This is a genomic window from Patescibacteria group bacterium, assembly GCA_041661505.1.
Classification (GTDB): domain Bacteria; phylum Patescibacteriota; class Patescibacteriia; order Patescibacteriales; family JBAZCA01; genus JBAZCA01.
This window is the reverse complement of sequence record JBAZUF010000001.1, coordinates 174,145-198,241: the sequence shown is the minus strand read 5'-3', so window position 1 is coordinate 198,241 and position 24,097 is coordinate 174,145. Positions and strand designations below refer to the sequence as shown.

Genomic DNA, 24,097 nt, shown 5'->3' with positions numbered 1-24,097 from the left:
TCGCGGGACAGAATCCCGGCCTCAAATTTTGAATTTATGCGTTAATTAAGGGTCTTGCAATATTTTTGGGAATAGTTTAAACTTATCATACCTAAAATAACTCATAAAACCCAATAAAAATATGCCTGAAGTCAAACCAGCAATTGAAACCATTGCCAAAATCAAGGTTATTGGCGTTGGCGGCGGCGGCGGGAGCGCCATCAACCGGATGGTTGACGCTGGAGTCAAAGGAGTCGAATTTATTGCCGTAAATACCGACGTCCAGGCATTGCATTATAATAAAGCTTCAAAAAAATTGCATATCGGCAAAGCCGTTACCCGGGGGCTCGGGGCCGGGATGAACCCGGAGCTGGGACGGCACGCGGCCGAAGAATCCCAAAACGAAATCCGCGATATTCTTAAAGATTCGGATATGGTTTTTATCACTTGCGGATTAGGAGGCGGAACCGGAACCGGAGCCGCGCCGGTCGTTGCCGAACTGGCAAAAGATTTGGGCGCCCTTACGGTCGCCGTCGTTACCAAGCCGTTTCAATTTGAAGGGTCGCAAAGGAAAAATATCGCCGAGCGCGGACTGGCCGAACTGATTGACAAGGTAGATACGATTATTACTATTCCCAATGACAAACTATTGCAAGTTATCGATAAAAAAACCTCCCTATTGGACGCCTTTAATGTTGTTGACGATGTCCTGCGCCAAGGCGTCCAGGGCATTTCCGACGTAATTACCATCCCGGGCCTGATAAACGTCGACTTTGCCGATGTTAAAGCCGTTATGTCCAACGCCGGATCTTCCTTAATGGGAATCGGCCAGGCTTCAGGAGAAAACAAAGCGATTGAAGCCGCCAAGATGGCGATTAATTCGCCGCTTTTAGAACTATCAATTGAAGGCGCTCGCGGAATACTATTTACCATAACCGGCGGAACAACCTTGTCCATGTCCGAAGTCTCCGAAGCCGCCAAGGTAATCACCGCTTCGGCCGACGAAGAAGCGAAAATAATTTTTGGCGCGGTGATTGACGAAAAAATGAAAGATGAAGTAAAAATTACGGTCGTCGCCACCGGTTTTGACTATAAATCCGGAAAAAGGGAAGGCGAGGTTAAAGAACGGATCTATACTCCCAGCCCCTTTCTATCGTCAGAAGAAAGAAAAGACGAGCTAAAAGAATTTGTCGTGCCGGAGCGGAAGAAATCCAAAGTTTCCTCCTTAAAGCAGGCCCAGGCCGAACCGGCCCGGAAGAAAAACGATTACCAGGAAGAAGATGATGAACTTTCCATCCCAGCCTTTATTCGGAAGAAGATGATGTAATTTACCGCCAAAGCTTTGGAACAATAAATGAATACCGAGATATTTTAAAGAAAAACCGATTTTGTTCGGTTTTTTTGCGCCCTGACTTGAAAAAAATCTAAAAAAAAGCTAAGATAAATAGTCGCTCATTTAAATGACCAGTCAACAGCCCATCGCCTTTAATTTATATAGGCAATGCGCCGTTGGCTTGTTTTGAAAAGAGTAAACAGTGCAGTGAACATTTAAGAAGAGGGAGGTAGCTTCAATGGCACCTAGTCATGTTGTGCATGTCCACTCGGATTTTTGTCCAATAGAAATAGCCAATCATGGCATAACCATTTACAGTAATAACGGAAAGTGGATAAATGGCAGAAAGGTAGTCAATGGAAATGCCTGCGAAGAGGCCGACAATGCAACTACTCTTCGTATCCGCGAAGAATTGGGAAAAGCTCTGGCGGAAGGAGCCGACCCCAATGACCTCACTTTGCACTTGAGCGCATTCCAGGCCGTTAAATGGTTTCTGGAAAAGGGATTCCATGCCAGACATGTCAATGCGGCTACCTGGAATTTTTTAACCGATTTCCCTGAAGTCCGAGTTAAGTTGAGCAATTTTAACTGGGTTTCGGTGAGGGTAGCCATTTACAAGGAAATGGAGCCGGATATCGTAGTCTGCTAACCAGATTAATCATGCTGCGACTTCTCGCTTTCTCGCTATTTGTGTCTCTTTTTATCATCCAAGGGCAAGTTCAGGCTCACTCGCCATTGAACTCTGCCCTTGTTTTTTTTAGGCTGATATTACTTGAATTCTTGAGTTTATAGTGGTAAATTTAAGGGAGGCTAAAGACAAAAATTAATTATTGCTAAAAAAACACAACAATTACGCCTTTATTGACAGCCAGAATTTGAATTTAGGAATTAGTGAGGATTTTTAAAATTCACTTAAATGATGCCCAGCTACGATTTTAAAAAAATTAAGTATGTAACCGATCGGCCGACTTTTGAAAGAGCGATGGCTTTATATGAAAAAAGAAAAGTGACTCGCTTTGGTGAAGATGTTAGCGGCTACTCGGCTTTAGTACTCGGAGGGAAGTCTTATCAGGTTTCGGTATCGGCAAGACATTTTAATCAGGGGCATTGTGATTGTTATCTCGGGGAAAAAGATGTTTTATGCAAGCACATGGTCGCCCTAGCGCTTCAGGCGGTGCTTAAAGGCAAGAAAATAAAAGAAGAAGATAAAGAGCCGGTCGGTGAAGTGAGATTGAGCGGGCGTTTAGGAATTCTGACAAAAGAAGAAACGGCGGAAGTAAAAAAAGAAATTTCCGCGGCCGCGCGGCTGATTAAGTCTTACACTGGCCCTTCGCGAACTTGGTTTGCCTATCAAAATTCACTTTCCGAAGGCTGTAATCTGTTAAGTGAAGTCGTTTCCAAATTACCAGTAAGCACGCAAACGGCCGATCTCCTCGTAAAACTGCTTTTGAGGCTGGATAAAAAATTATGCACCGGCGGCGTTGACGATTCAGACGGCACGGTTGGCGGGTTTATCCAGGAAGCTGTTCAAATCCTTGTGGAATTCGTCAAAATAGATCCGAACTGCCTGAAGACATTTGAACAACTTTGCAAACAATCAACCTGCTTTGGCTGGGAGGGGGAATTGGTGAGGATGTGGGATGAGAGGGATTTGTGAGGGTTTTTAAAGTGGATGTAGTTGATTTTAAGGCAAAAAAATGCTAATTTTAAGGAAGAAATGATTATTCAATAATCAAAACTTATGGACAGGAAAGAAGCCAAGGACAAGATAAAACGGCTGGTGGATAAATACCGGGAAGTGGTTGACTTAGGCAAGATAAAAACTTACAGTGAAGAGGAAACTAAAATCGGTTTTATTCAGCCGCTGTTCGAGGCTTTGGGCTGGAATGTTCATGATAAAATGGAAGTTACGGCCGAGGAGCAGATTTCCGGCGACCGGGTGGATTATGGCTTTTACCTTAATGGCCGGATAAAGTTTTACCTGGAGGCGAAAAAATTGTCGGCCGACCTAAATCGCGAAGATTTTGCCAAACAGGCCATTCGTTATTCCTGGAATAAAGGAGCAACCTGGGCGGTTCTTACCGACTTTGAAGGCCTCATAGTATTTAACGCGTTGTCGCCGGAAAAGACTCTGGCCGGAAAAAAATATTTGTCTTTTACCCATGAAGAGTATTTAGCCCGCTTTGATGAACTCTGGCGACTTTCAAAAGAAGCTTTCAGCGAGGATATTTTAGACAAAGAAGCGGAAAAAGTTGGAAAGAAGCTGCAAAAAGTATCGGTTACGGAAACTTTGTCCAAGGATTTAAACGACTGTCGCATAATTCTTACCGAGGCTTTTTCCCAATGGAACGATAAAGTTGACCCACATCTTATTGACGAGGGAGTACAAAAACTATTAAATCGGCTCATATTCATCCGGTCGGCCGAGGATCGGAAAATTGAACCGCCGACGCTTATGCCGTTAATCCATGAATACCGGTCGAGCGGCAAGGCCGGCGAAATTAGCCCGTATTTGGCTATGGTAAAAAAATTTCGGGAGCTTGACGTTATTTATAATTCCAATCTTTTTGACGAACATCCTTTTGAAAAGTGGGAAGAGTTTAGCGGCGCCACCGAAAAAGTAATTGACATATTGCACGGCAAGAAAAATTATTTTGAATACGATTTTTCGGTAATTCCGGCTGATGTTTTAGGCAATGTCTATGAAAATTATCTCGGCCATCAGCTGAAAAAATCCAAAAAGGAAGAAGCCGCGGGCAAGAACCTGAAAAAACGCAAGGAGCAGGGCATCTACTACACGCCAAAATTCATCGTGGATTATATCGTACAAAACGCGCTTGGTCCGGTTTTGGATAAGTGCAAAAGCATAAACGATCTCCAAAAAATAAAAATTCTTGATCCGGCCTGCGGTTCGGGCTCATTTTTAGTCGCGGCGATGAATTTTCTAATAAAAAAGTACGAGGAATTCGGCTCCAAGTCTAATGGCTTATTAAAAATTCAGATCTTGCAGAATAATATTTACGGAGTTGACCTTGATCAGCAGGCCGTGGAACTGGCGCGCCTAAACCTCTTATTAAACACTTTTGACAGCCAGACAAAACTGCCGAATTTAGGCGGGAACATCAAAAACGGCAACTCGCTCATTTCCGGCCCGGACGAAGAGCTAATAAAATATTTCGGCAAGAATTATCGCGACAAGCTCCCATTTAACTGGCAGGAACAATTTCCCGAGGTATTCAAACAAGGCGGTTTTGATTGCGTTATCGGTAATCCGCCGTATATTAAGGAAGATGCAAATAAGGAAGCTTTTAAGGGACTCCATAATAGCCCGTACTATCAAGGTAAAATGGATATCTGGACTATGTTTGGATGCGTTAGCATTGATCTGCTAAAACCAAACGGTTTTTTAAGTTTTATTGCCCCAAATAGCTGGATTTCAAATTATGGAGCAAGTATTTTTAGAGATAAAATTTTAAACGAAGGCGAATTAAGGACTTTTATAGATTTTGGCGATTATAAAGTTTTTAAACAGGCTGGAATTCAGACAATGGTTTTTGTCTTTGAAAAAAATAAACCTCAAGAAAAATATTTGGTAGAATACTTGCGAATCACGGACAAAGATATTTCTGAGGAAAAATTGGTAGCTGAGATGTTCTTTGGTAAAAATAAAATTGAAATTGAACCGCAAAAATTGATTGGAAAAAATATAACTTTTTCAACAGTAGAATTAGACCAAATTTTAAACAAGATAATTCAGAAAGCAAATTATTATTTTGCTAATGACGATTTAACACAGGGGATTGTTCCTAATCCAGACATAATAAATGCCAGAAATATTAAAAAAATACCTGATAATTATGTAAAACAATTCAACATAAACATTAACGACGGAGTTTTCGTAATCCCTAAAAATTACTTGAATATTTCTGAACCAGAGAAGAAATACATAAAACCACTTTTTGATACGGGTCAAATCGGAAGATATAAATTTGATAAAAATAATGATAAAGAATTGATTTATATCCCAAAAAATGAAAAAGTATCAGAGAATTCAACACTTCTACAACATTTGAATAAATATAGGCCAATAATGGAGGAGCGCAGGAAAAATTTAAGTGGTTCTATTAAATATTATAATTTACATTGGCCAAGAAATCTAAAATATTTTGAGAAAGGCCCGAAAATAATTTCTGTTAGAAAATGTAAAGTTCCAACATTTTCATATACGGAAGATGATTGTTATGTGATGTTAACTTTTAATATTATAAAAACAGATAAGGTAAATTTAAAATACCTCGTCGGATTGTTAAATTCAAAACTTATTTGTTTCTGGCTAAAACAAAAAGGTAAACTTCAAGGAGATATGTTTCAAATTGATACGGAGCCTTTACAGCAAATTCCAATTTGTATTGGGAATGAAAAACAACAAGAACAAATAGCAATTTGGGTTGATAAAATGTTGGAATTAAACAAAAAACTTAGCGAATTAACTGAAAATTCCGATGATTGGCGCAAGCTCAAAGACGAAATCGCCAGAACCGATAAAAAAATTGACGAGGAGGTTTTTGAGCTTTACGGATTGGGGGAGGAGGAAATAAAAGTGGTAGAGGGAAAATAAAATTATGACCGAAAGTGAAAAAATAATATTAAGAACAGTAGTGAATAGGGGTGGTCTTTTGTCACCCGCCGATTTAATTAATGGAATTGCGCAAAGGGATAGAAAATCAGTAGAAAATTTAGTGGCGAGAGGATATATAGAAGAAGTACCACAGGATATAGGAGGAGTTAAATTAGGTTCGACGCATGTAGTAAATTTTTATCGCGCCACCGAAAAAGGCCTTTTAGCGTTCTCACCATGGCATGTTAAGATTTGGTCAGGAATTAAAGGCGATATTCGGACTATAATTATTTCAGTAATAACGGCTCTAATTACAACCATTATTGCAATTTTTCTTGAAAAAATTTTGGGATAGTTTTTAAAATAGATAAATTTTAAAGCCCGCCTTTTATTGGCGGGCTTTAAGGTGAAATTAGGAGATGTAGCGGGGGCGGTCTTTTAACTCTCTTAAAATCTTCAATCGTATAATTTTAATATTTTTTTGAGGTGAGTTGCTTGATTAGTACCAAACCAATCATCGGCCTCATAATGTCATTCCTATCCACCCCACCACTTCAGCCGTAAGATTTTTCCAAGCTGAGGGTCTGCTGGTAACATCCACTACAAAAATTTTATCATTCCAATCAATATGATTAAGCGCGTCATTTCGGAATCGCTCAGCATTATAAGTCGTTCTTATCAGCCAAACTGATTCAAGCGGCTTCGCCCAGTTTTTGAAGGATTCAAGATAGTTCCAAAGAGAGGAATAATCTTTTCCTGGCGCGCGTAAATCATACGAAATTAAAATAGTATTCATTTTCGTATATTTTAGCCATTGTCCCGGGCTCCGGCAGGTTAATTAACTCGCTCCCGGGTAGCGAGAAAAGTACTTCACCTTTGAGCTTACGGCATCATTTATACTCTTGTCAAGAGGCTTGACTGTATATTATAAAATCTTGACAAAAACTTGACAAAATAATAATCTTGGCATAAACTGTGGATAAGTATATAAAACATAAATTCTATGCGCATACATCCTATACAGGAAAAATTATTAAAAATTGTTCCCAAGATCAATCTGAAAAAAATGAGCTTGAGGGACATTGGTTTACTCGTTGAAGAAAGTCATCCGCAAAAGATAAGCCATCATTTAAGTCAGTTGGAAAAGAAGGGGTTTATTGAGACGGACAAAAAGACCGGAGAAGTGAGATTGGTTGGTTTAAAAACAAAGCAAAGCAATAATGAAATTGTGGTAGTGCCGATTTACGGCGCGGCTGATTGCGGAGAAGCAAAATTTTTTGCCGAGGAAAATTTAGAAGGCTATTTAAGAGTGTCGCGGCGCTTAGTTGGCAAAATAAAAAATGTTTTCGCCGTGCGCGCCAAAGGCCACTCAATGAACCGCGCTAAGGTTAACGGCGCGCAGACAATAGAGGACGGCGATTATGTATTAGTTGACCCGGCCAATAAAAATCCGCGCAACGGAGATTATGTGTTGTCGGTGATTGAAGGGTGCGCGAATATAAAAAAGTTTTTTTTGGATAAAAAGGAAAAACAGATCGCGCTCGTTTCCGAATCAACGGAAGCCTTTAAGCCGATATATATCCATGCCGACGACGATTACATGATTAACGGCTTAGTGAAAAACGTAATTAAGAGTTCGTTTTTTTCCAAAGAGTTTTCCGTCATGCAGGATGCCGCCGGTAACGACGCCCTTAAGGCTTTAGGGCCGATATCGGAAGCAGAAGCTGATTATTATAGAAATTTAAAGTAATCAAATATGAAGAAGGGGGAAATATGGCTCATTAAATTGGTTGAGGAAAAAAGCGTCGGACATGAATATTTTAATGACCGCCCCGCGCTTATTATAATGGCGAATGACATTATTAACTCTGCGAGCGTGGTAACAATTATGCCATTATCCTCTTCCGGCCGCTACCATTGGGACGACATCAATATTAAAAAAGACTTAAGCAATAGATTGCGCGAAGATTCGATCATTAAAGCGCATCATATAATTAGTTATGATAAATCAAGATTTATCCATAAAATAGGAAAAGCTGATGAAAAAATTATCAAGCAAGTTGAAAGTTATTTAAAGAAGCATTTCTGGGGTGATCAAGTTCAAAATTTATAATAATCAAAAAGGATTAATAAAATTATATGTCAAAAATAGCCCCTACTATTTGGAAATTGGAACCTCATACGGAAGCCAAGCATAAAATATTGCAAAAATATTTAAACGCATGGCTTCCGATAATAACAAGATGGAATGGCCGGGTTTTATTTATTGATGGATTTGCCGGACCAGGCGAATATATTGGAGGAAAGCCGGGATCGCCAATGATTGCTTTTGAAGCTATAATAAAACATAAATTTCCAATTTCATCGGAGATGATTTTATTTTTTATAGAAAAAGACGCCAAGCGCTGTGAGCATTTAGAAAAAATGGTTGCATCCCTGGATAAGCCGAAAAATATAAATATAACCGTTAAGCATGGTGAGTTTGATAAAACTTTATCCGAAGTATTAAATTTACTTGAAGAGCAGAAGAAAAAAATTGCTCCAGCCTTGGTTTTTATAGATCCTTTTGGATTTACCGGCATACCATTAGACTTGATAAAAAGGATTATGGAAAATCAAAAATGCGAGGTGATGATTACTTTTATGTATGAGGAAATTAACAGGTTTATTGGATTGGAGAAATTATGGCCTTCATTAGAAGAAACTTTTGGGACGGACACTTGGAAAGCGGTTATTTCCGAGAAAGATTCGAAACAAAGATCGGAGATGCTTCATAACATTTATCGCGATCAGCTTAAAAATGAAGCTGGTGTAAAATTTGTACGTTCATTTAAAATGAAAAATAAAATGAATAAAGACGACTATTTCCTATTTTTTGGCACTAATAATATCCTTGGTTTGAAAAAGATAAAAGAAGCTATGTGGAAGATTGACGAAACTGGAGCTTTTGAATTTTCTGACGCCACTTACAATCCTTCGCAAGCAATCCTATTCTCGAATAAGCCGAATTTTTATTTACTTAAAAAAATATTAATAAATAATTTTAAAAATAAGTTAGTAAAAATTAGCGATCTAGAATATTTTATAATAACAAAAACACCTTTTAGGGAAACTCATTATAAAAGTAATATTCTGGCAAAAATGGAAAAAGCGACAGAGCCGGAATTGAGAAGAAGGTGCGATGTGTGTCTTAAAAATGGTACTTGCAAGCCTCGATTAGGCACATTTCCTAACGAATGCTGTGTTATAGAGTTTTTATAAAACATGGTATAATGAAAACTGACATCCTCATGCTTAAAAAAATTCAACGAAAATCACTTCTCTATAAAAGCGGCGTTGAGTACGCTGATTATTGCGTTAACCACGCAGAAGGGTGTTCGCATGGCTGCCGCTTTCCCTGCTACGCCATGAATATGAAAAAAAGATGCGGGGTGATAAAAGATTATGACGACTGGATTAAGCCGAAAATCGTGGAAAACGCGCTGGAACTTCTGGATGAAGAAATTCCCAGGCTGAAAGACAAGATTAAATTCGTACATTTATGTTTTACCACCGACCCGTTTATGTACGGCCAAAATGAAATCGGTGAGTTAACCCTAAAAATCATTAAAAGGTTTAATCAAGACAATATTAAATGCACCGTGCTTACTAAAGGGATTTACCCGAAAGACTTAGTTGATTCGGATATTTACGGAAAAAACAATGAATACGCGATAACTTTGGTTTCGCTGGACGATAATTTTAAGAAAAGATTTGAACCGGGGGCGGCGCCGTATAACGAGCGGATAAAATCCTTGAAATATTTACACGACAATGGCCTTAAAACCTGGGTGAGCATGGAGCCTTATCCAACACCCAATCTTGTAAAGCAGGATTTAACGACGATATTGAAGGAAATAAAATTCGTTGATAAAATAATTTTTGGCAAGCTGAATTATAACGTAAAAGTTTCGGATTTCGGAAGTAATAAGAATTTTTACGAGGAGCAAGCGGGTATTGTGATTAATTTTTGCATGAAGAATAACATTGACTACCATATAAAATACGGAACTAAGAAAGTTGACGATAAAAAGACCGAGGAGATATTTAGAAGCGCGTCAAATCGGTTATTTAGTTACGCGGTTTAGAATTTAAACAGGATTGTGAAAGAGGCGGGGAAATACGCCTCTTTTTTATTCTTGTTTTGTAGGCTATAGTATTATTGAGAAGTAATTCACTACCAATGACCCAATCCCAAGCCCTTAAAATATTAAAATCGGGAGAAAATGTCTTTTTGACCGGATCGGCCGGAACGGGGAAGACTTTTTTGATAAATAAATTCATCGGCTGGCTGAAAGATGAAAAAACTAAGGCCGGGATTACCGCTTCAACCGGCATCGCCGCCACCCATATCGGCGGCCGGACCATCCATTCCTGGGCGGGAATCGGCATTGAGAAAAAGTTAAGCCAGAAAAAAATAAGTAAAATCCTTAGGAATAAAAAGACCAGGCAAAGGATTGAAGAGGCGCAAGTCCTGATTATTGATGAAATATCCATGCTGGACGCCGACCGGCTTAATCTTGCGGACGAGATATGCAAAGCGGTTAAAAATCCGTTTTTACCGTTCGGCGGAATCCAGATTGTCATGAGCGGCGATTTTTTTCAGCTTCCGCCGGTTGATAAAGACGCGAAGTTCGCTTATGAATCCTCGGCCTGGAAAGAGGCTAAGGCAAGAGTCTGCTATCTTGACGAGCAGTTTAGGCAGGATGATTCGGCGTTCACTGGAATTCTTAACCGGATCAGGAATAACGAGGCCGGAGCGGATGAAATGAGTATGTTAAAAAAGCGGCTTTATAAGCCGATAAACGGCCTGGCGAAACCCACAAAGCTTTATACCCATAACGCCGATGTAGACGCGATAAACAGCTATGAACTCTCGCGCGTTGCCGGAGAAGAGCTGGCCTATAAAATGACCGAACGCGGCCCGCGGGAGCTTATAAATTTTTTAAAGAAAGCCTGTCTGGCGCCCGAAGAACTGAAATTAAAAACCGGGGCCATGGTAATGTTCGTAAAAAATAATTTTGACGCCGGTTACGTGAACGGAACATTGGGCGTTATAATCGGTTTTAACGAGGATAATTATCCGATTGTCAAAACCAGATCGGATAAGGAAATTGTCGCCGTTTCATCCAGCTGGGAAATTGAGGAAGACGAGACGGTTTTAGCCGCAATCTCACAGATCCCCTTGCGCCTCGCTTGGGCCATTACGGTCCATAAAAGTCAGGGCATGAGCCTGGACGCGGCGGAAATTGATTTGTCGCGATCATTTGAATACGGCATGGGCTACGTCGCGCTCTCAAGGGTAAGGACTTTGGCAGGCATGCGGCTTATGGGAATAAACAAAGAGGCCTTGCGGGTTGACCCGGAAGTTCTCCTAAAAGATTTGGAATTTAAAAATTTGTCAGAATAAGGTATTATTCATACAATGGCATCAGGCGGGTGTTTAAATATTATTAAATCAATTTCTATGCCTAAACTAATCTTTGACATCGAAACTATCGGGGAAAATTATGACGAGCTGGACGAAACGACGCAGAATGTTATGACTAAATGGATAAAAGGCGAAGAAGGGGAAGATGAGCATGACGCCGCGGTTCGCGAGATAAAAAAAACCCTCGGCCTTTCACCTTTAACCGGCGAGATTGTTGCTATCGGGGTTTTGGACGGCGACAAAAACAAGGGCGCGGTCTATTACCAGGCGCCGGGAACAAAAGAAAAAGATTCGGAAGAAGACGGTATCAAATTCCGGCCAATGGATGAAAAGGGAATGCTGAAGACTTTTTGGGAAGTCGCGGAAAAATACGATGAGTTTATCAGTTTTAACGGGCGCGGTTTTGATGCGCCGTATCTAATGATCCGTTCGGCCATCCATGGACTGCGGCCAAGCCAGGATTTAATGTTTAACCGTTATTTAGGGAGCCAGAAATATAATAATGCTAAACATATTGATTTAATGGATCAGTTGTCTTTTTACGGCGCCACCCGTAATAAAAGCCTGCATCTCTATTGCCGCGCCTTTGGGATAAAAAGCCCGAAAGCGTACGGAGTTTCCGGGGATGACGTAGCCGGGCTCTTTCGCGAAGGCCGTTTCCTAGACATTGCCCGGTATAATGTCGGGGATTTAGTCGCCACTAAAGCTTTATACGAGCGCTGGGAGAAGTATATGAAGTTTTAATGTTTATCCACAGTTCTTAATGAAGATTCGGGGTTATCCACAGGGGAAAAAATGAAAAAAATTTTAAAAAGTACGGTTTGAAATTCGGCCCGGCAAGGGCCTTATTTTTTTCTGTAATGTTAAATATAATTTTTTAGGTTAAAAAGACTTGACTGAATCAATCGGAATGATATAATTAAACAAGAGCGTAAACACTATATATTGTGTCAGGAGTAAAAAAAGAGACTCAATATGTTGTTTAGACTAAATTAGAGTAAGATTTATCGATTTAGTCAAATTTGGACTCTGGAGCCGCCGCAAGTTGCGGGGGTGAAGGTAAGGAGGGAAGAAGGATTGGGTACTTTAAATGGCCGCAGGATCAAAATGAACAGGCTTCCTGCCTGGCGTCAGGCAGGTTTTTTATTGGACGGGCCACTAAATTAATAAGGCTTTAATTCGGACGCGTTATCCTTTAGGGATATGCGTCTAACGAACTACATGAAGTGTCCCATCTGCTACTATAAGGATACTAAAGTGGTGGACTCAAGGGTGGCCTCTGACGGTTTTTCGATAAGAAGGCGGCGGGAATGTTTAAAATGCCTTTTCCGGTTCTCGACTTACGAGGAATTGGAAATCCTGGAAATGATGGTTATTAAGCGGGACGGGCGGAAAGAGGCGTATCAGCGGGAAAAGCTTGAAAACGGACTTAAAAAAGCTTTGGAAAAAAGGCCGATTACCAAGGACAGTTTCAAAAAGCTCGTTAATTTGATCGAAAGGGATTTACAGAAATTGCGCAAAAGCGAAGTGACGGCGGATCAGATCGGACACTTAATTATGAAGCACCTGAAAAAAATCGATAAGGTAGCCTATATCCGGTTTGCAAGCGTCTACCAGTCGTTTAAGGACATTAACGAATTCTCCGAGGAGCTGGATAAACTTTTGACGAGAAAAGCTAAGGAAACCAAACAAAAATAAATTAAATATTTTATGGAACCCATGCAAGTCGAAAACAAAGTAACGCAGATTTTAAAACGTTCAGGCGATATAGCTCCGTTTTTGCCGGAAAAAATTACTGAAGCGATTTTTAAGGCAACCGAAGCTATCGGCGCGCCGGACCGCGAATTGGCGAAAAAGTTAAGCGCGGACGTAATCGAAACCTTAAACAAAAAATTCCACGCCCGGTCTATTCCGGCCGTCGAGGAAGTCCAGGACATTGTTGAAGAGGTTTTAATTTCTAACCGCCAGATTAAAGCCGCTAAATCTTATATCCTGTACCGCGACCAAAGAGCGCGCCTGCGGGACATGAAATCTTTGGTTGATTACGCGAGCCTAGTTGACTCGTACATTAATAATACCGACTGGAGAGTAAAGGAAAATTCTAACATGTCCTACAGCTTGCAAGGGTTAAATAACCATATCGCTTCGGATATTTCTTCGAATTATTGGCTGAATAAAATTTATACGGCCAATATCCGCGAGGCTCATAAAGACGGCGATCTGCATTTGCATGACCTGCAAATTATCGCCCCCTATTGCGCCGGCTGGGATTTGCGCGATTTGCTTACGCGCGGATTCGGCGGTGTTTCGGGAAAAATCGAATCCGGGCCGGCCAAGCATTTCCGAACCGCGTTAGGCCAGGTGATTAACTTTTTCTATACCGTGCAGGGCGAAGTGGCCGGCGCTATGGCTTTTTCCAACTTCGATACCTATCTTGCCCCCTTTATCCGCCGCGACAATTTAACCCGAAAAGAAGTCCGCCAGTCTTTGCAGGAATTTTTATTTAATATTAACGTCCCAACCCGGGTCGGCTTCCAAACCCCATTTACCAATATAACCCTGGACTTGGTAGTTACCGGGAGCTTGCGAGATGAGCCGGTGATTATCGGCGGTCAGCCCCAGAAAGAAACCTACAAGGAATTCCAGGCTGAAATGGATATTTTTAACGAAGTTTTTGCCGAGCTGATGATGGAAGGGGATGCTAAAGGGCGGGTCTTTACTTTCCCGATTCCGACTTACAATATAACCAAGGATTTTGCCTGGGATTCTCCGGTGGCGATGAAAGTTTTCGATATGACCGCCAAATACGGCATTCCGTATTTTTCCAACTTTATCAATTCGGACATGTCGCCGGAGGACGCGCGGTCTATGTGCTGCCGGTTGCGCCTTGATAACCGGGAACTCCGAAAAAGGGGCGGCGGATTGTTCGGCGCGAATCCCTTGACCGGCTCGGTCGGCGTTGTAACCATCAATCTTCCCCGCATCGGGTATCTCGCGAAAACCGAAGAAGAATTTTTCGAGCGCTTGTCCAATTTAATGCAAATTGCCAAAGAAAGTTTGGAAATGAAAAGAAAAATTTTGGAAGATCTTACCGACGGCGGGCTTTATCCTTATGCCCGGCACTATCTCGACAGCGTTAAGATGCGCTTTGGCGGCTATTGGAACAACCATTTTTCAACTATCGGCATTATTGGCATGAACGAAGCGCTTTTAAATTTCGCGCCGATCAAAGCTTCAATTACGTCCGCGGCCGGCAAAGCTTTTGCCGACAAGATGATGAATTTCATCCGCGAGAAAATGATGGATTACCAGAATTCCACCAATCATCTATATAACCTGGAAGCGACGCCGGGCGAAGGGTCAACTCGGCGCCTCGCCAATCTGGACAAAAAGAAATACCCGGGATTAATCGTGGCAAACGACAAAGACGTTATGGCCGGCAAAGCTTCGCCTTACTATTCCAATTCGACCCAATTGCCGGTCAATTACACCGACGACATGTTTGAAGCCCTGGACTTGCAGGACAACCTGCAGACCAAATATACGGGCGGAACGGTTTTCCACGCTTTTGTCGGCGAAGCCCTGCCTTCGGCCGAATCGGTTAAAAGCCTGGTAAAAAAAATCGCTTACAATTACCATCTGCCTTACTTTACTATCACTCCGACCTTTTCGGTCTGCCCCAAGCACGGCTACCTGGCCGGCGAACATTATTTCTGTCCCAAGTGCGACGCCGAGAACGGGATTGTTGAATTAAAGACTGATAAATTTAGAGAATCCGGATCCGGCGGCAATGGGCCTGGCCGGAAAGCGGGTTATGAAAATCCTAAAACTAGCCAGGGAATTAAAGGAGAAGAAAGAGGCGCCGAATCAGCGGGAAAAGACAAAGTAAATCTGGATCGCGATTTAATCCGGCTGCTTGCCTGATTAATATGCCTAGAAGTATTTTTACTTAAATATATATAATTAAATATTGGATTTAATTTTCCCCATGCAAAAATGAAAATTAAAACCAAAAAAAGAAAAAATATGAGCCCAATCGAAACAAAAAGACAGCCCTGCGAAGTTTACAGCCGCGTCTGCGGTTATCTCCGCCCGGTCCAGCAATGGAACGATTCCAAACAGGCGGAATTTTCCAACCGGAAGATGTTTAATGTAAAAGAATGCGATGAGTAATGGAAATCGGCGGATTACAAAAATTCAGCTTGCTCGATTACCCGGGAAAGATCGCAGCCATTGTTTTCACCCAGGGCTGTAATTTCCGCTGCCACTACTGCTACAACCCCGTGCTTGTCTGGCCCAAAAGGCGAGGCAAGGTAAAATATCCTTCACCAAAAGGTGAAGGGCAAGAAGGTCATCCCCGAATTAAGGAGGGTGATCTTTTTGATTTTCTGAAAAAAAGAAAAGGGAAGCTGGACGGGGTGGTAGTAACCGGCGGAGAGCCGACCATCCAACCTGACCTGCCCGAATTCCTCGCCAAAATAAAGAAGCTCGGCTATCTCATCAAACTGGATACCAATGGCTCGAACCCAAAGATGCTTTCCCGGATTTTTAAGGAAAAATTAGCTGACTATATTGCCATGGATTTAAAGGCCGCGCCAGAAGAATATGAAAAAGCCTGCGGCATTAAGTTCGGCTTGGATAAAATAAAAAAAAGTATTAAAATAATTAGGGAAAGCGGGGTGGCGCGCGAATTCCGGACGACCGCGGTTCCCGGCCTGGTTGATAAAAGCGATATTGAAGCCCTGGGAAAACTTATAAAAGGGGAGGAAAATTGGTTTTTACAGGGGTTTAAAAAAGAAACCGAACTGGTAAATGAAAGATTTCGGGGAGAAAAAGCGTATAATATGAAAGAGATGGAGGGACTTCGGAAAATTGCTTTGAAATACGTAAAAAATTGCGGGATTAGATAATTAATAAATTATCAAGGTAAACAATTTTCAATGGGCAATTTTTAATAACCGCTTTAAGGGCGGGAAAAAATTGATCATTTCTAATTGAAATCAGAATCTATGAACGGCGAAAATTCAAACAACAAACAGTTGGAAGAGCTTATGGAGAGAAATCTCCAATTGACCGAAGAGATTCACAAAATGACCAAGGGCATAAAAAGCTATATAAACTTCCAAAAGGTGATGAGCATAATTTATTTGTTAATAATTGTTCTTCCGATTATCGCCGGTTTGATTTTTCTCCCCCCGCTTTTAGGAAACATGATCGGCCAGTACCAATCGCTTTTAGGAGGGGAAAGCTCTAATCTGGGTTCGGATTTTTTAAAGGCCGTAAACCCTTCGGACGTCCGAAATGTTTCGCCCCAGCTTAAAAATATCATGGACAACCAATAGAAAATTGTAAATATTATGGCGGTAAAAAATAAATTAACTGATTTTGAAAATGAAGTCCTGGAGGTTATAAAAAAGATTAAAAAAGGAAGAGTGTCAACTTACAGGGAAGCGGCGAGAGCCCTGGGGAGGCCTAAGGCCGCCCGGGCGGTTGGCAACGCTTTAAATAAAAATCCGCACGCGCCAAAAGTGCCTTGCCACCGGATCGTAAAATCGGATGGAGCTTTGGGAGGTTATGCCGGAGGGGCGAAAAAGAAAGCCGAACTCCTTGGGCGCGAGGGCCTTGCGATAATAAAAGGCAAAATAAAAGATTTTAATGAAAAATTCATGAGACTGTGAGGAAATATAGATGCTAGCATTTAATATATGAGTGAAGAAAATAAAAAGTTCTTAAGCACAATAGTGATAATTTCAATTATTGTAAGCTCGATTTTTGGCGGAGTGGTTGGTTTTTGGTCCGGGGTGATCTCGCAAAACGCCGATTTGAGCCGGCTGGGAGGGACTTTTAGCTCGGGCGGAGTAAGGGTGGTTAATGAAGAATCGGCAGTCGTTGACGCGGTAAAAAAAGTTTCACCGGCGGTAGTGAGCATAATAATCTCTAAGAACCTGCCGGCCGGCAGTCAAAATGATTTATTTAATAATTATTTTTTCCGGCAGTTTTTCGGCAATGATTTTAACTTAGGGACGCCGAACAACGGAAACCAAGATTACCAAAATCTCCAAAAACAGGAAATTGGCGGAGGCAGCGGATTTATTCTGACTGCTGACGGCTATATCGCTACCAACCGGCACGTAGTTTCCGACGATAAAGCCGATTATACGGTTTTGACTAACAGCGGAAAAAAATACCCGGCCAAAGTATTGGCCCGGGACGCGGTTAATGACTTGGCGATTTTAAAAATCGACGCCGCCGGCCTCCCGGCGGTTGAGCTGGGCGATAGCTCGAATCTGAATGTCGGCCAAACCGCCATCGCGATAGGCAATGCTTTAGGCGAATTTAGAAATACGGTTTCTGTCGGAGTGATCTCCGGGTTAGCGCGCTCGGTCGTGGCCGGCGGCGGCTTTGAATCTTCCGAACAGCTTTCTAACGTTATCCAGACTGACGCGTCCATTAATCCGGGAAATTCCGGCGGCCCGCTTTTAAATGCCGCCGGGCAAGTGATCGGCATCAATACAGCGGTTGTCGCCGGCGCGCAAAATATCGGCTTTGCCATCCCGATTAATGAAGTCAAGGGTTCAATTGAAAGCGTCAAAGCCACTGGCCGAATCGTCCGGCCCTGGCTCGGCCTCCGGTATGTTTTAATTAACCAGGCTCTGGCAGACAATAACAAACTGCCGGTTAATCATGGAGCTTTAATAACTAAAGGCCAAAACGCGTCTGATTTAGCCGTAATCCCCGGTTCGCCCGCCGACAAAGCCGGCCTTAAAGAAAACGATATAATTACGCAAGTTAACGGGCATGACATTACCGAAACCAACCCGCTCGCGAATGAACTCTCGCGTTTCAAGCCCGGTGATGAGGTGTCCTTGAAAATTTTACACGAAGGAAAGGAAAAAAATATTAAAGTGAAGCTGGAAGAGATGAAGCAGTAGGCATGTGAATAATATAAATTTTTTTTAAGAAGGCGGATTTTTATCCGCCTTTTATTGACCAATATAAGGAAAAAAGATACCATGAAGATGTGGTTTTATGTTTTAATTATGGAAAACCTCTTAAAACAACTGGAAGAGCTAAGGGAAAAAATCGCCCAAACGACGGGGATTTTGGATATTGAAAAAAAGAGGGTTGAGGTGAAAGAATTAAAAATGGAAATGGGAAAAGCCGGATTTTGGAATGACCGCGAGCATGCTGTTGAAGCCGGGCGGCGCATGGAAAGCCTGGAATCTGAAGCCGCCGAATGGGATGAGCTGGAAAAAGAAGTAAGGGAGCTTGAAGAGTTTGTCGCTTTGGCGGAAAAAGAAGCCGAAGAAAGTCGTGAAAAAGAAAAAAAAGACCGCAACGAAAAAAGCGCAGGCAAAAAGAAAAAAGCCGGCGAGGGGGATTTGGATGGCAATGGAATAGATGTTGGCCTGCATGATGAGATGCGGGAAAAATTCAATGAGCTAAAAAAGAAATTTGAAAAATTGGAATTCAAGGTTTTATTTTCCGGAAAGTATGACTCCGAAAACGCAATCCTTTCGATCCACGCCGGAACCGGCGGAACTGACGCCCAGGACTGGGCGCAAATCCTGGAGCGCATGTTTTTAAGGTTTGCCGAAAAGAAAAAATGGAAAGCGGAAATTTTAGACAAAAGCTACGGCAACGAAGCCGGAATAAAAAGCGCGACAATACGCGTTAAGGGCGATTGGGCATACGGTTATCTCCGCTCGGAAAACGGCGTCCATCGGTTAGTCCGGATATCGCCTTTTGACGCCGAGGACATGCGCCATACATCTTTCGCTTTGGTTGAAGTAATTCCCGAACTGGCGGACGCGCCCGACTTGGAAATAAAAGACGAAGATGTCCGGATTGACGTTTTTCGCTCTTCGGGGCCGGGCGGCCAAAGCGTCAATACGACCGACTCGGCCGTCAGGCTGGTGCACAAGCCGACCGGCATTGTTGTAAGCTGCCAGTCCGAGCGCTCCCAGCATCAAAATAAGGAAAACGCCTTTAAAATATTAAAATCAAAATTAATCAAAATGCGCGAAGACGAAAGGCGGGCTGAAGAATTAAAGCTCCGCGGCGAAGCCCAAAAAGCCGAGTGGGGAAAGCAAATCCGGTCATACGTCATGCAGCCGTACAAAATGGTAAAAGACCACCGCACCCAGCATGAAACCCAGGATATCGACGGCGTATTAAACGGAGATTTGGACGGGTTTATGGAAAGTTATTTGCGGAAGAATGTCTAGCTATTTTACCAAATCAAAAATTTTGTTGTTTTCCTGTTTGTCGTTTATCGCCGGCATTGGGCTGGCGTCATTTTTTCCGGATGGGTGGCTTTCTAAAGAGACCTGGTGGTTTGCCGGGGCGATAGTTTGGATTATAATGCTCATATTGGCGTGGAATTTAAAGAAACGGGGCCTTGGCCTTGTTTTTTTGTTTTCCGCGGTTCTGTTTTTTGGAATCTGGCGCTACTCTGTCTCCATGCCGAAAAATTACATTGACCGGATTTGGCATTATAACGGCGAAACAATTAAATTTACCGGAACCGTGGCGGATGATCCGGATATTCGCGAGAGCAATGTGAAATTAAAAATTGACGCAGCCAGTCTCATGATGGATAACAAGAGACTGCCGGTCAAAGGGAGAGTCCTCACAACCGTAAATATTTTTCCCGAATATAACTACGGCGACCGGCTGGAAATAGAATGCCATTTAAAACAGCCGGACATGATAAACGATTTTTCATACGACCGGTATCTGGCGCGCTATGACATCTATTCGGTTTGCTATTATCCCAAAGCGAAATTGGTGAAGAAAGCAAAATATTCCATGCTGTCGCCCCGTTGGTTTTATAATCAGGTGCTGGAATTCAGAAAAGGAATTAAAAGAACAGTAAATTCCAGCCTGGGGGAACCCGAGAGCTCGCTCGCCCAAGCTATAACCTTCGGCATCCGCCAAAGCGTGCCGGCCGGCTTGAACCTGGCTTTTTCCCAAACCGGACTGACGCACATCATGGCCGTCTCCGGAATGAACGTAAGCATCCTGGTTGTCCTGATCATGAACGGACTTTTGATGGCAGGCGTAAAAAGAAAGTATGCTTTTTACGCGACTACGGCCTGGATAATCGGCTTCATTATCCTCGTTGCCATGCCGGCATCGGCCATCCGCGCCGGGCTGATGGGCTTTCTTCTTTTATGGGCCTTGAAGCTTGGGCGGCTAAATAAAATGACTAATTCGATAGTGCTCGCCGCCGCTATAATGCTCCTTGCCAATCCTAAAATTTTAAGGGATGACGTCGGCTTTCAGCTGTCGTTTATGGCAACCATGAGCCTGGTCTACTTCTATCCCCCTTTAAAAACGTGGTACGGGCGAGTCAAGCTTCTAAATTTTATCCCAAAGATTTTTACCGAATCAATTCTTGTAACTTTGGCCGCCCAAGTCCTTACTCTGCCGATTTTGATTTATAATTTCCATTTTATATCTTTAATCGCTCCGGTTGCGAACTTAATCGCCTTGTGGACGATTTTGCCGATAATGATTTTTACCGTCCTCGGCATAATATTCGGCTTATTTATTCCTTTAATGGCAAAGATTGCCTTTTTCCCGGTTTGGCTCATGATAAAATATTTAATTGGAGCAACAAAAATTCTTTCTCTTGTTCCGTTTTCCCATCCGCAAATACAACTCAATTATTGGCCTTATTTTGCAATATATTATTTAATATTAGCTTTTTTTATAATAAAGAGGAATAAAGCCGAAATTTCTATTGACTTTGGATGATTTTCGTGTTATATTAGCTAGACTTGATTATCCCCAAGCCTTTTAATTAAGCTAATCGAAAAAAATGTTATGCCGGCCGAACAGGCAGGTGTTTAGGGGGCGTTTGCAATTTTTATGGACGCAGTAAAAATCAAAATTGAGGATTTATCAAACTTGAATCCTTCGGAAATTACCGAGGAGCTGCTTTCGCGTCTAAAAGAACGGGAAAAAGACATCATCATCCGGCGCCACGGCCTAAAGGGAGGGGAAAAAGAAATTTTGGAAGGCATCGGGAAAATCCACAACCTTACCCGCGAAAGAGTAAGGCAAATCGAATCAGCCGGACTGCGGAAGATCCGGGAATCAAGGGACAAAGTTAATCTGATCGCCCTGGAAAATTTAATTAAAGAATTGATTGCCGCCCACGGCGGGATGATGGAAAAAGACCATTTGTTTGAAGTCCTGGCCTATTACGGATTAAAAGGAAAGCCGGCCGGCGAGGAAAGCGCTTTCAGAAATTTTTATAATTTTATTATTTTAAAAATCCTTGACGGTTTTGAAGAGGTCAATAAATCAGACTCATTTTCAACCCACATCAAGCTTACCGGAGAGGATTTAAGCCACTGGGTAAAGCTAATCGGCGAATTGAAAAAAAAGATCGGGGAAAAGGGAAGCATCCTTTTGACTAAAGAACTTTTCTCCTTGGCCCGCGAAGCCGCCGCCGCGGCCGGACTGGAAGAAAGCCTTGATAATGTTAAAGTTGAAATCGACCTCTCGCCTTACTACCAGGATAAAATTGAAACCGAACCAGGCAAAGAGAAAAATATTTTATACTCGATATTCAAAGCGGCCAAAGCGATTGACCGCAATGTTTTCGGGCATTGGGGGCTTTCCCATTGGCCGGAAATCAAGCCGAGGAATTTAAACGAAAAAATTTATCTGGTGTTAAAAAACGAAACCCGGCCGATGCATTTTGCCGAAATCGCTAAAAAAATAGACGGGGTTGGTTTTGACAAAAAAACTACCAATATCGCTTCGGCCCACAACGAGCTGATTTTAGACGACAAATTTATTTTAGTCGGCCGGGGGATGTATGGCTTAGCCGAATGGGGGTTAAAGCAGGGGACGGTGGCTGAAATTATATCGGAAATCATCGATAAAGCCGGCGCCGCCCTTACTCGGGAAGAAATCATTGACCAGGTATTAAAAGAAAGAATGGTAAAAAAGACCACTATCGCCCTGGCTCTAGCCAACAAAGAGCGGTTTATGAGAGACGGGAACAGCTACCGGACCAAAGAACCGGCTAATATAACCAAAGAAAATTAAGCTTCCTTATACCAGCAAAAAACCGCTCCAAGCTCTGGGGCGGTTTTTGTTATATCGGCCGAATTATGGTAAAATAAATTAAAGAGATTATATGGATTTTGTAATTGATTTAAGTACGGTCGTACAATTTTTCAGTTTGCCGGTGCATGAGATATTGCTGAAGATTTTTTTTGGCGCCGGCTGGCTGCCGCTTTTCATCCTTTACCTTTTCGGGGCGCGGACTGTCTGGCTGTATTATATCCAGTTGCAATACGCCAGAGCCCAGAAATACGTCTTTTTGGCGATTGATGTTCCGCGCGGCAATGAGCAGTCGCCTTTGGCGGTAGAAAATATTTTTAATTATCTGGCAGGCGCCCACATGACCATAAATGTTTTTGAGCGCTGGTGGATGGGTGAATGGCAGCTTCGTTTTTCGATGGAAATCGTGTCTATCGACGGATATATCCAGTACGTCATCCGCAGTCCGCTCCGGTACCGGGATCTGGTTGAATCGGCGATCTATTCCCAATATCCTGACGCGGAAATCACCGAGATTGACGACTATACCCGCGATACGCCGGATAGATTTCCGGATGAAGCCTGGGATCTGGTTGGAACTGAATTCACTTATACCAAGCCGGCGGCTTATCCGATTAAGACTTACAAAAAATTTGAAGTTGCCAAGCCCGGCATTGACGAAAAATCGTCTTTCAAAGACCCCAACGGCACGCTAATGGCGCTCATGTCATCTTTAGGCCCCGGAGAGCAGATGTGGTACCAGATATTGCTCCAGCCCATCGGGTTTGACTGGATGGGTATAGCCGACGATGAAGTCAAGAAAATTTTCGGGGAGGAAGTGGGAAAAAAAGGCATTGGCGAAACCCTAATTGCCCTCTTTCTTCAGGCTCTGCATGATTTAAGCGAAGCGATATATAAGCTCTGGGGGGACATAGAAGACGAAAAGAAAAAGGAAGAGAAAAAAGTGAAGACCATGATTGAGCTTAATCCGGCGGAAAAGAAAAGAGTCGAAGCCATCCAGGAAAAGGTTTCCAAAGTCGCTTATAATACTAAAATCAGGTTTATTTATCTGGCCAAAAAGGAACTTTTCCATAAAGGCAAATCTTTCGGCGGCTTTGTCGGATATATGAAGCAATTTGTCGATAATGATTTAAATAGCTTAAGGCCGGACATGGAGCTTACTATGACCCGGGCTCATTATTTTTTTGTCGATGAAAGGAGAAATCTTAAAAAATATAAAATTATGAAAGGCTATAAAGGCCGCGACGGAGCGATCGGAAAATTGCCGATAATCATGAATGTCGAGGAGCTGGCCACTCTTTGGCATTTCCCGCTGGAATCGGCGGTCAACGCTCCGCTTTTGCAAAAAGCGCCGGGCCGCAAAGCCGAGGCGCCGATGGGCCTGCCAATCCACTCTGAAGGCGAAGTGCAGGAAAAGATCGAATTCTTCGAAGATATCCGGCCCGAGCCGGGAATTTCTTTCCAGGAGGAAAAGCCTTGGGCTGATGAGGAAGAAAGGAGAAATGAAAAGGAGGATAAAGCGAAACATAAGGGCGAAGCGCCGGAAAATTTGCCTTTTGCCTGACTTTGTTTTCTTTAATTAAAAGTGATTATAATGAATAATATTGTAAAG

At 42.4% G+C, this 24,097-nt stretch carries 23 protein-coding genes; 22 read left to right on the top strand and 1 reads right to left on the bottom strand.

Annotated elements, in window-relative coordinates; all coding sequences use genetic code 11:
• Positions 1-121: 121 nt before the first annotated feature.
• From ftsZ to WC715_00980, 5 genes are all read left to right on the top strand, one after another.
• Entirely contained in the window at positions 122-1,306 is a 1,185-nt protein-coding gene (gene ftsZ / locus WC715_01000) for a cell division protein FtsZ (protein ID MFA6171028.1), read from the top strand.
• A gap of 244 nt (positions 1,307-1,550) precedes the next feature.
• Positions 1,551-1,961 (top strand): hypothetical protein, encoded by a 411-nt coding sequence (locus WC715_00995; protein ID MFA6171027.1) that lies wholly within the window; start codon positions 1,551-1,553, stop codon positions 1,959-1,961.
• A gap of 267 nt (positions 1,962-2,228) precedes the next feature.
• A complete protein-coding gene (locus WC715_00990; protein MFA6171026.1) occupies positions 2,229-2,969 on the top strand; it encodes an SWIM zinc finger family protein in 741 nt (246 codons plus the stop codon).
• Between the two features lie 84 nt (positions 2,970-3,053).
• Positions 3,054-5,930, top strand: a complete 2,877-nt coding sequence (locus WC715_00985; protein MFA6171025.1) for an N-6 DNA methylase — start codon at positions 3,054-3,056, stop codon at positions 5,928-5,930.
• Between the two features lie 4 nt (positions 5,931-5,934).
• The gene (locus tag WC715_00980; GenBank protein ID MFA6171024.1) at positions 5,935-6,285 is read left to right on the top strand and encodes a hypothetical protein; all 351 of its coding nucleotides are present in this window, start codon (positions 5,935-5,937) and stop codon (positions 6,283-6,285) included.
• Positions 6,286-6,453: 168 nt separating this feature from the next.
• Here the strand turns inward: WC715_00980 and WC715_00975 are convergent, their stop codons facing one another.
• Positions 6,454-6,726: a CRISPR-associated protein Cas2 gene (locus WC715_00975; GenBank protein MFA6171023.1), complete on the bottom strand. Its 273-nt coding sequence runs from the start codon at positions 6,724-6,726 to the stop codon at positions 6,454-6,456.
• Positions 6,727-6,933: 207 nt separating this feature from the next.
• Here WC715_00975 and WC715_00970 point away from each other — a divergent pair, with 207 nt between their 5' ends.
• The 17 genes from WC715_00970 to WC715_00890 all read left to right on the top strand — a co-directional run bounded on the left by WC715_00970 (position 6,934) and on the right by WC715_00890 (position 24,049).
• The gene (locus WC715_00970) at positions 6,934-7,680 is read left to right on the top strand and encodes a S24 family peptidase (protein MFA6171022.1); all 747 of its coding nucleotides are present in this window, start codon (positions 6,934-6,936) and stop codon (positions 7,678-7,680) included.
• Positions 7,681-7,686: 6 nt separating this feature from the next.
• A complete protein-coding gene (locus WC715_00965) occupies positions 7,687-8,043 on the top strand; it encodes a type II toxin-antitoxin system PemK/MazF family toxin (protein MFA6171021.1) in 357 nt (118 codons plus the stop codon).
• A gap of 26 nt (positions 8,044-8,069) precedes the next feature.
• Entirely contained in the window at positions 8,070-9,191 is a 1,122-nt protein-coding gene (locus WC715_00960) for a three-Cys-motif partner protein TcmP (GenBank protein MFA6171020.1), read from the top strand.
• A 29-nt stretch (positions 9,192-9,220) separates the two neighbouring features.
• The gene (locus WC715_00955) at positions 9,221-10,057 is read left to right on the top strand and encodes a radical SAM protein (GenBank protein ID MFA6171019.1); all 837 of its coding nucleotides are present in this window, start codon (positions 9,221-9,223) and stop codon (positions 10,055-10,057) included.
• A 95-nt stretch (positions 10,058-10,152) separates the two neighbouring features.
• A complete protein-coding gene (locus WC715_00950; GenBank protein ID MFA6171018.1) occupies positions 10,153-11,379 on the top strand; it encodes a PIF1 family DEAD/DEAH box helicase in 1,227 nt (408 codons plus the stop codon).
• Positions 11,380-11,436: 57 nt separating this feature from the next.
• Positions 11,437-12,144 carry a ribonuclease H-like domain-containing protein gene (locus WC715_00945; protein ID MFA6171017.1) on the top strand — a complete coding sequence of 236 codons (708 nt, stop codon included), beginning with the start codon at positions 11,437-11,439 and terminating at the stop codon, positions 12,142-12,144.
• Between the two features lie 477 nt (positions 12,145-12,621).
• The gene (gene nrdR / locus WC715_00940) at positions 12,622-13,098 is read left to right on the top strand and encodes a transcriptional regulator NrdR (protein ID MFA6171016.1); all 477 of its coding nucleotides are present in this window, start codon (positions 12,622-12,624) and stop codon (positions 13,096-13,098) included.
• Between the two features lie 21 nt (positions 13,099-13,119).
• The gene (locus WC715_00935) at positions 13,120-15,324 is read left to right on the top strand and encodes a ribonucleoside triphosphate reductase (protein ID MFA6171015.1); all 2,205 of its coding nucleotides are present in this window, start codon (positions 13,120-13,122) and stop codon (positions 15,322-15,324) included.
• A 102-nt stretch (positions 15,325-15,426) separates the two neighbouring features.
• The gene (gene nrdD / locus WC715_00930; protein ID MFA6171014.1) at positions 15,427-15,573 is read left to right on the top strand and encodes an anaerobic ribonucleoside-triphosphate reductase; all 147 of its coding nucleotides are present in this window, start codon (positions 15,427-15,429) and stop codon (positions 15,571-15,573) included.
• On the top strand, positions 15,573-16,310 hold the full coding sequence (locus tag WC715_00925) for an anaerobic ribonucleoside-triphosphate reductase activating protein (GenBank protein MFA6171013.1): 738 nt from the start codon (positions 15,573-15,575) through the stop codon (positions 16,308-16,310). The genes nrdD and WC715_00925 overlap by 1 nt, the downstream gene beginning before the upstream one ends.
• 99 nt (positions 16,311-16,409) lie before the next feature.
• Positions 16,410-16,742 carry a hypothetical protein gene (locus WC715_00920; GenBank protein ID MFA6171012.1) on the top strand — a complete coding sequence of 111 codons (333 nt, stop codon included), beginning with the start codon at positions 16,410-16,412 and terminating at the stop codon, positions 16,740-16,742.
• A 15-nt stretch (positions 16,743-16,757) separates the two neighbouring features.
• A complete protein-coding gene (locus WC715_00915; protein ID MFA6171011.1) occupies positions 16,758-17,078 on the top strand; it encodes an MGMT family protein in 321 nt (106 codons plus the stop codon).
• Positions 17,079-17,105: 27 nt separating this feature from the next.
• Positions 17,106-18,332 (top strand): trypsin-like peptidase domain-containing protein, encoded by a 1,227-nt coding sequence (locus WC715_00910; GenBank protein ID MFA6171010.1) that lies wholly within the window; start codon positions 17,106-17,108, stop codon positions 18,330-18,332.
• Between the two features lie 108 nt (positions 18,333-18,440).
• Positions 18,441-19,628, top strand: a complete 1,188-nt coding sequence (gene prfB / locus WC715_00905) for a peptide chain release factor 2 (GenBank protein MFA6171009.1) — start codon at positions 18,441-18,443, stop codon at positions 19,626-19,628.
• A complete protein-coding gene (locus tag WC715_00900; GenBank protein ID MFA6171008.1) occupies positions 19,621-21,162 on the top strand; it encodes a ComEC/Rec2 family competence protein in 1,542 nt (513 codons plus the stop codon). Before prfB ends, WC715_00900 begins: the two co-directional genes overlap by 8 nt.
• A gap of 114 nt (positions 21,163-21,276) precedes the next feature.
• Positions 21,277-22,467 carry an HTH domain-containing protein gene (locus tag WC715_00895; GenBank protein MFA6171007.1) on the top strand — a complete coding sequence of 397 codons (1,191 nt, stop codon included), beginning with the start codon at positions 21,277-21,279 and terminating at the stop codon, positions 22,465-22,467.
• 91 nt (positions 22,468-22,558) lie between these two features.
• Positions 22,559-24,049: a hypothetical protein gene (locus WC715_00890; protein MFA6171006.1), complete on the top strand. Its 1,491-nt coding sequence runs from the start codon at positions 22,559-22,561 to the stop codon at positions 24,047-24,049.
• Positions 24,050-24,097 lie beyond the last annotated feature (48 nt).

Bases quoted from the DNA above. Each gene is read 5' to 3' on its own strand.
- ftsZ (MFA6171028.1), top strand. From the start codon at position 122: ATGCCTGAAGTCAAACCAGCAATTGAAACCATTGCCAAAATCAAGGTT.
- WC715_00995 (MFA6171027.1), top strand. From the start codon at position 1,551: ATGGCACCTAGTCATGTTGTGCATGTCCACTCGGATTTTTGTCCAATA.
- WC715_00990 (MFA6171026.1), top strand. From the start codon at position 2,229: ATGATGCCCAGCTACGATTTTAAAAAAATTAAGTATGTAACCGATCGG.
- WC715_00985 (MFA6171025.1), top strand. From the start codon at position 3,054: ATGGACAGGAAAGAAGCCAAGGACAAGATAAAACGGCTGGTGGATAAA.
- WC715_00980 (MFA6171024.1), top strand. From the start codon at position 5,935: ATGACCGAAAGTGAAAAAATAATATTAAGAACAGTAGTGAATAGGGGT.
- WC715_00975 (MFA6171023.1), bottom strand. From the start codon at position 6,726: ATGAATACTATTTTAATTTCGTATGATTTACGCGCGCCAGGAAAAGAT.
- WC715_00970 (MFA6171022.1), top strand. From the start codon at position 6,934: ATGCGCATACATCCTATACAGGAAAAATTATTAAAAATTGTTCCCAAG.
- WC715_00965 (MFA6171021.1), top strand. From the start codon at position 7,687: ATGAAGAAGGGGGAAATATGGCTCATTAAATTGGTTGAGGAAAAAAGC.
- WC715_00960 (MFA6171020.1), top strand. From the start codon at position 8,070: ATGTCAAAAATAGCCCCTACTATTTGGAAATTGGAACCTCATACGGAA.
- WC715_00955 (MFA6171019.1), top strand. From the start codon at position 9,221: ATGCTTAAAAAAATTCAACGAAAATCACTTCTCTATAAAAGCGGCGTT.
- WC715_00950 (MFA6171018.1), top strand. From the start codon at position 10,153: ATGACCCAATCCCAAGCCCTTAAAATATTAAAATCGGGAGAAAATGTC.
- WC715_00945 (MFA6171017.1), top strand. From the start codon at position 11,437: ATGCCTAAACTAATCTTTGACATCGAAACTATCGGGGAAAATTATGAC.
- nrdR (MFA6171016.1), top strand. From the start codon at position 12,622: ATGAAGTGTCCCATCTGCTACTATAAGGATACTAAAGTGGTGGACTCA.
- WC715_00935 (MFA6171015.1), top strand. From the start codon at position 13,120: ATGCAAGTCGAAAACAAAGTAACGCAGATTTTAAAACGTTCAGGCGAT.
- nrdD (MFA6171014.1), top strand. From the start codon at position 15,427: ATGAGCCCAATCGAAACAAAAAGACAGCCCTGCGAAGTTTACAGCCGC.
- WC715_00925 (MFA6171013.1), top strand. From the start codon at position 15,573: ATGGAAATCGGCGGATTACAAAAATTCAGCTTGCTCGATTACCCGGGA.
- WC715_00920 (MFA6171012.1), top strand. From the start codon at position 16,410: ATGAACGGCGAAAATTCAAACAACAAACAGTTGGAAGAGCTTATGGAG.
- WC715_00915 (MFA6171011.1), top strand. From the start codon at position 16,758: ATGGCGGTAAAAAATAAATTAACTGATTTTGAAAATGAAGTCCTGGAG.
- WC715_00910 (MFA6171010.1), top strand. From the start codon at position 17,106: ATGAGTGAAGAAAATAAAAAGTTCTTAAGCACAATAGTGATAATTTCA.
- prfB (MFA6171009.1), top strand. From the start codon at position 18,441: ATGGAAAACCTCTTAAAACAACTGGAAGAGCTAAGGGAAAAAATCGCC.
- WC715_00900 (MFA6171008.1), top strand. From the start codon at position 19,621: ATGTCTAGCTATTTTACCAAATCAAAAATTTTGTTGTTTTCCTGTTTG.
- WC715_00895 (MFA6171007.1), top strand. From the start codon at position 21,277: ATGGACGCAGTAAAAATCAAAATTGAGGATTTATCAAACTTGAATCCT.
- WC715_00890 (MFA6171006.1), top strand. From the start codon at position 22,559: ATGGATTTTGTAATTGATTTAAGTACGGTCGTACAATTTTTCAGTTTG.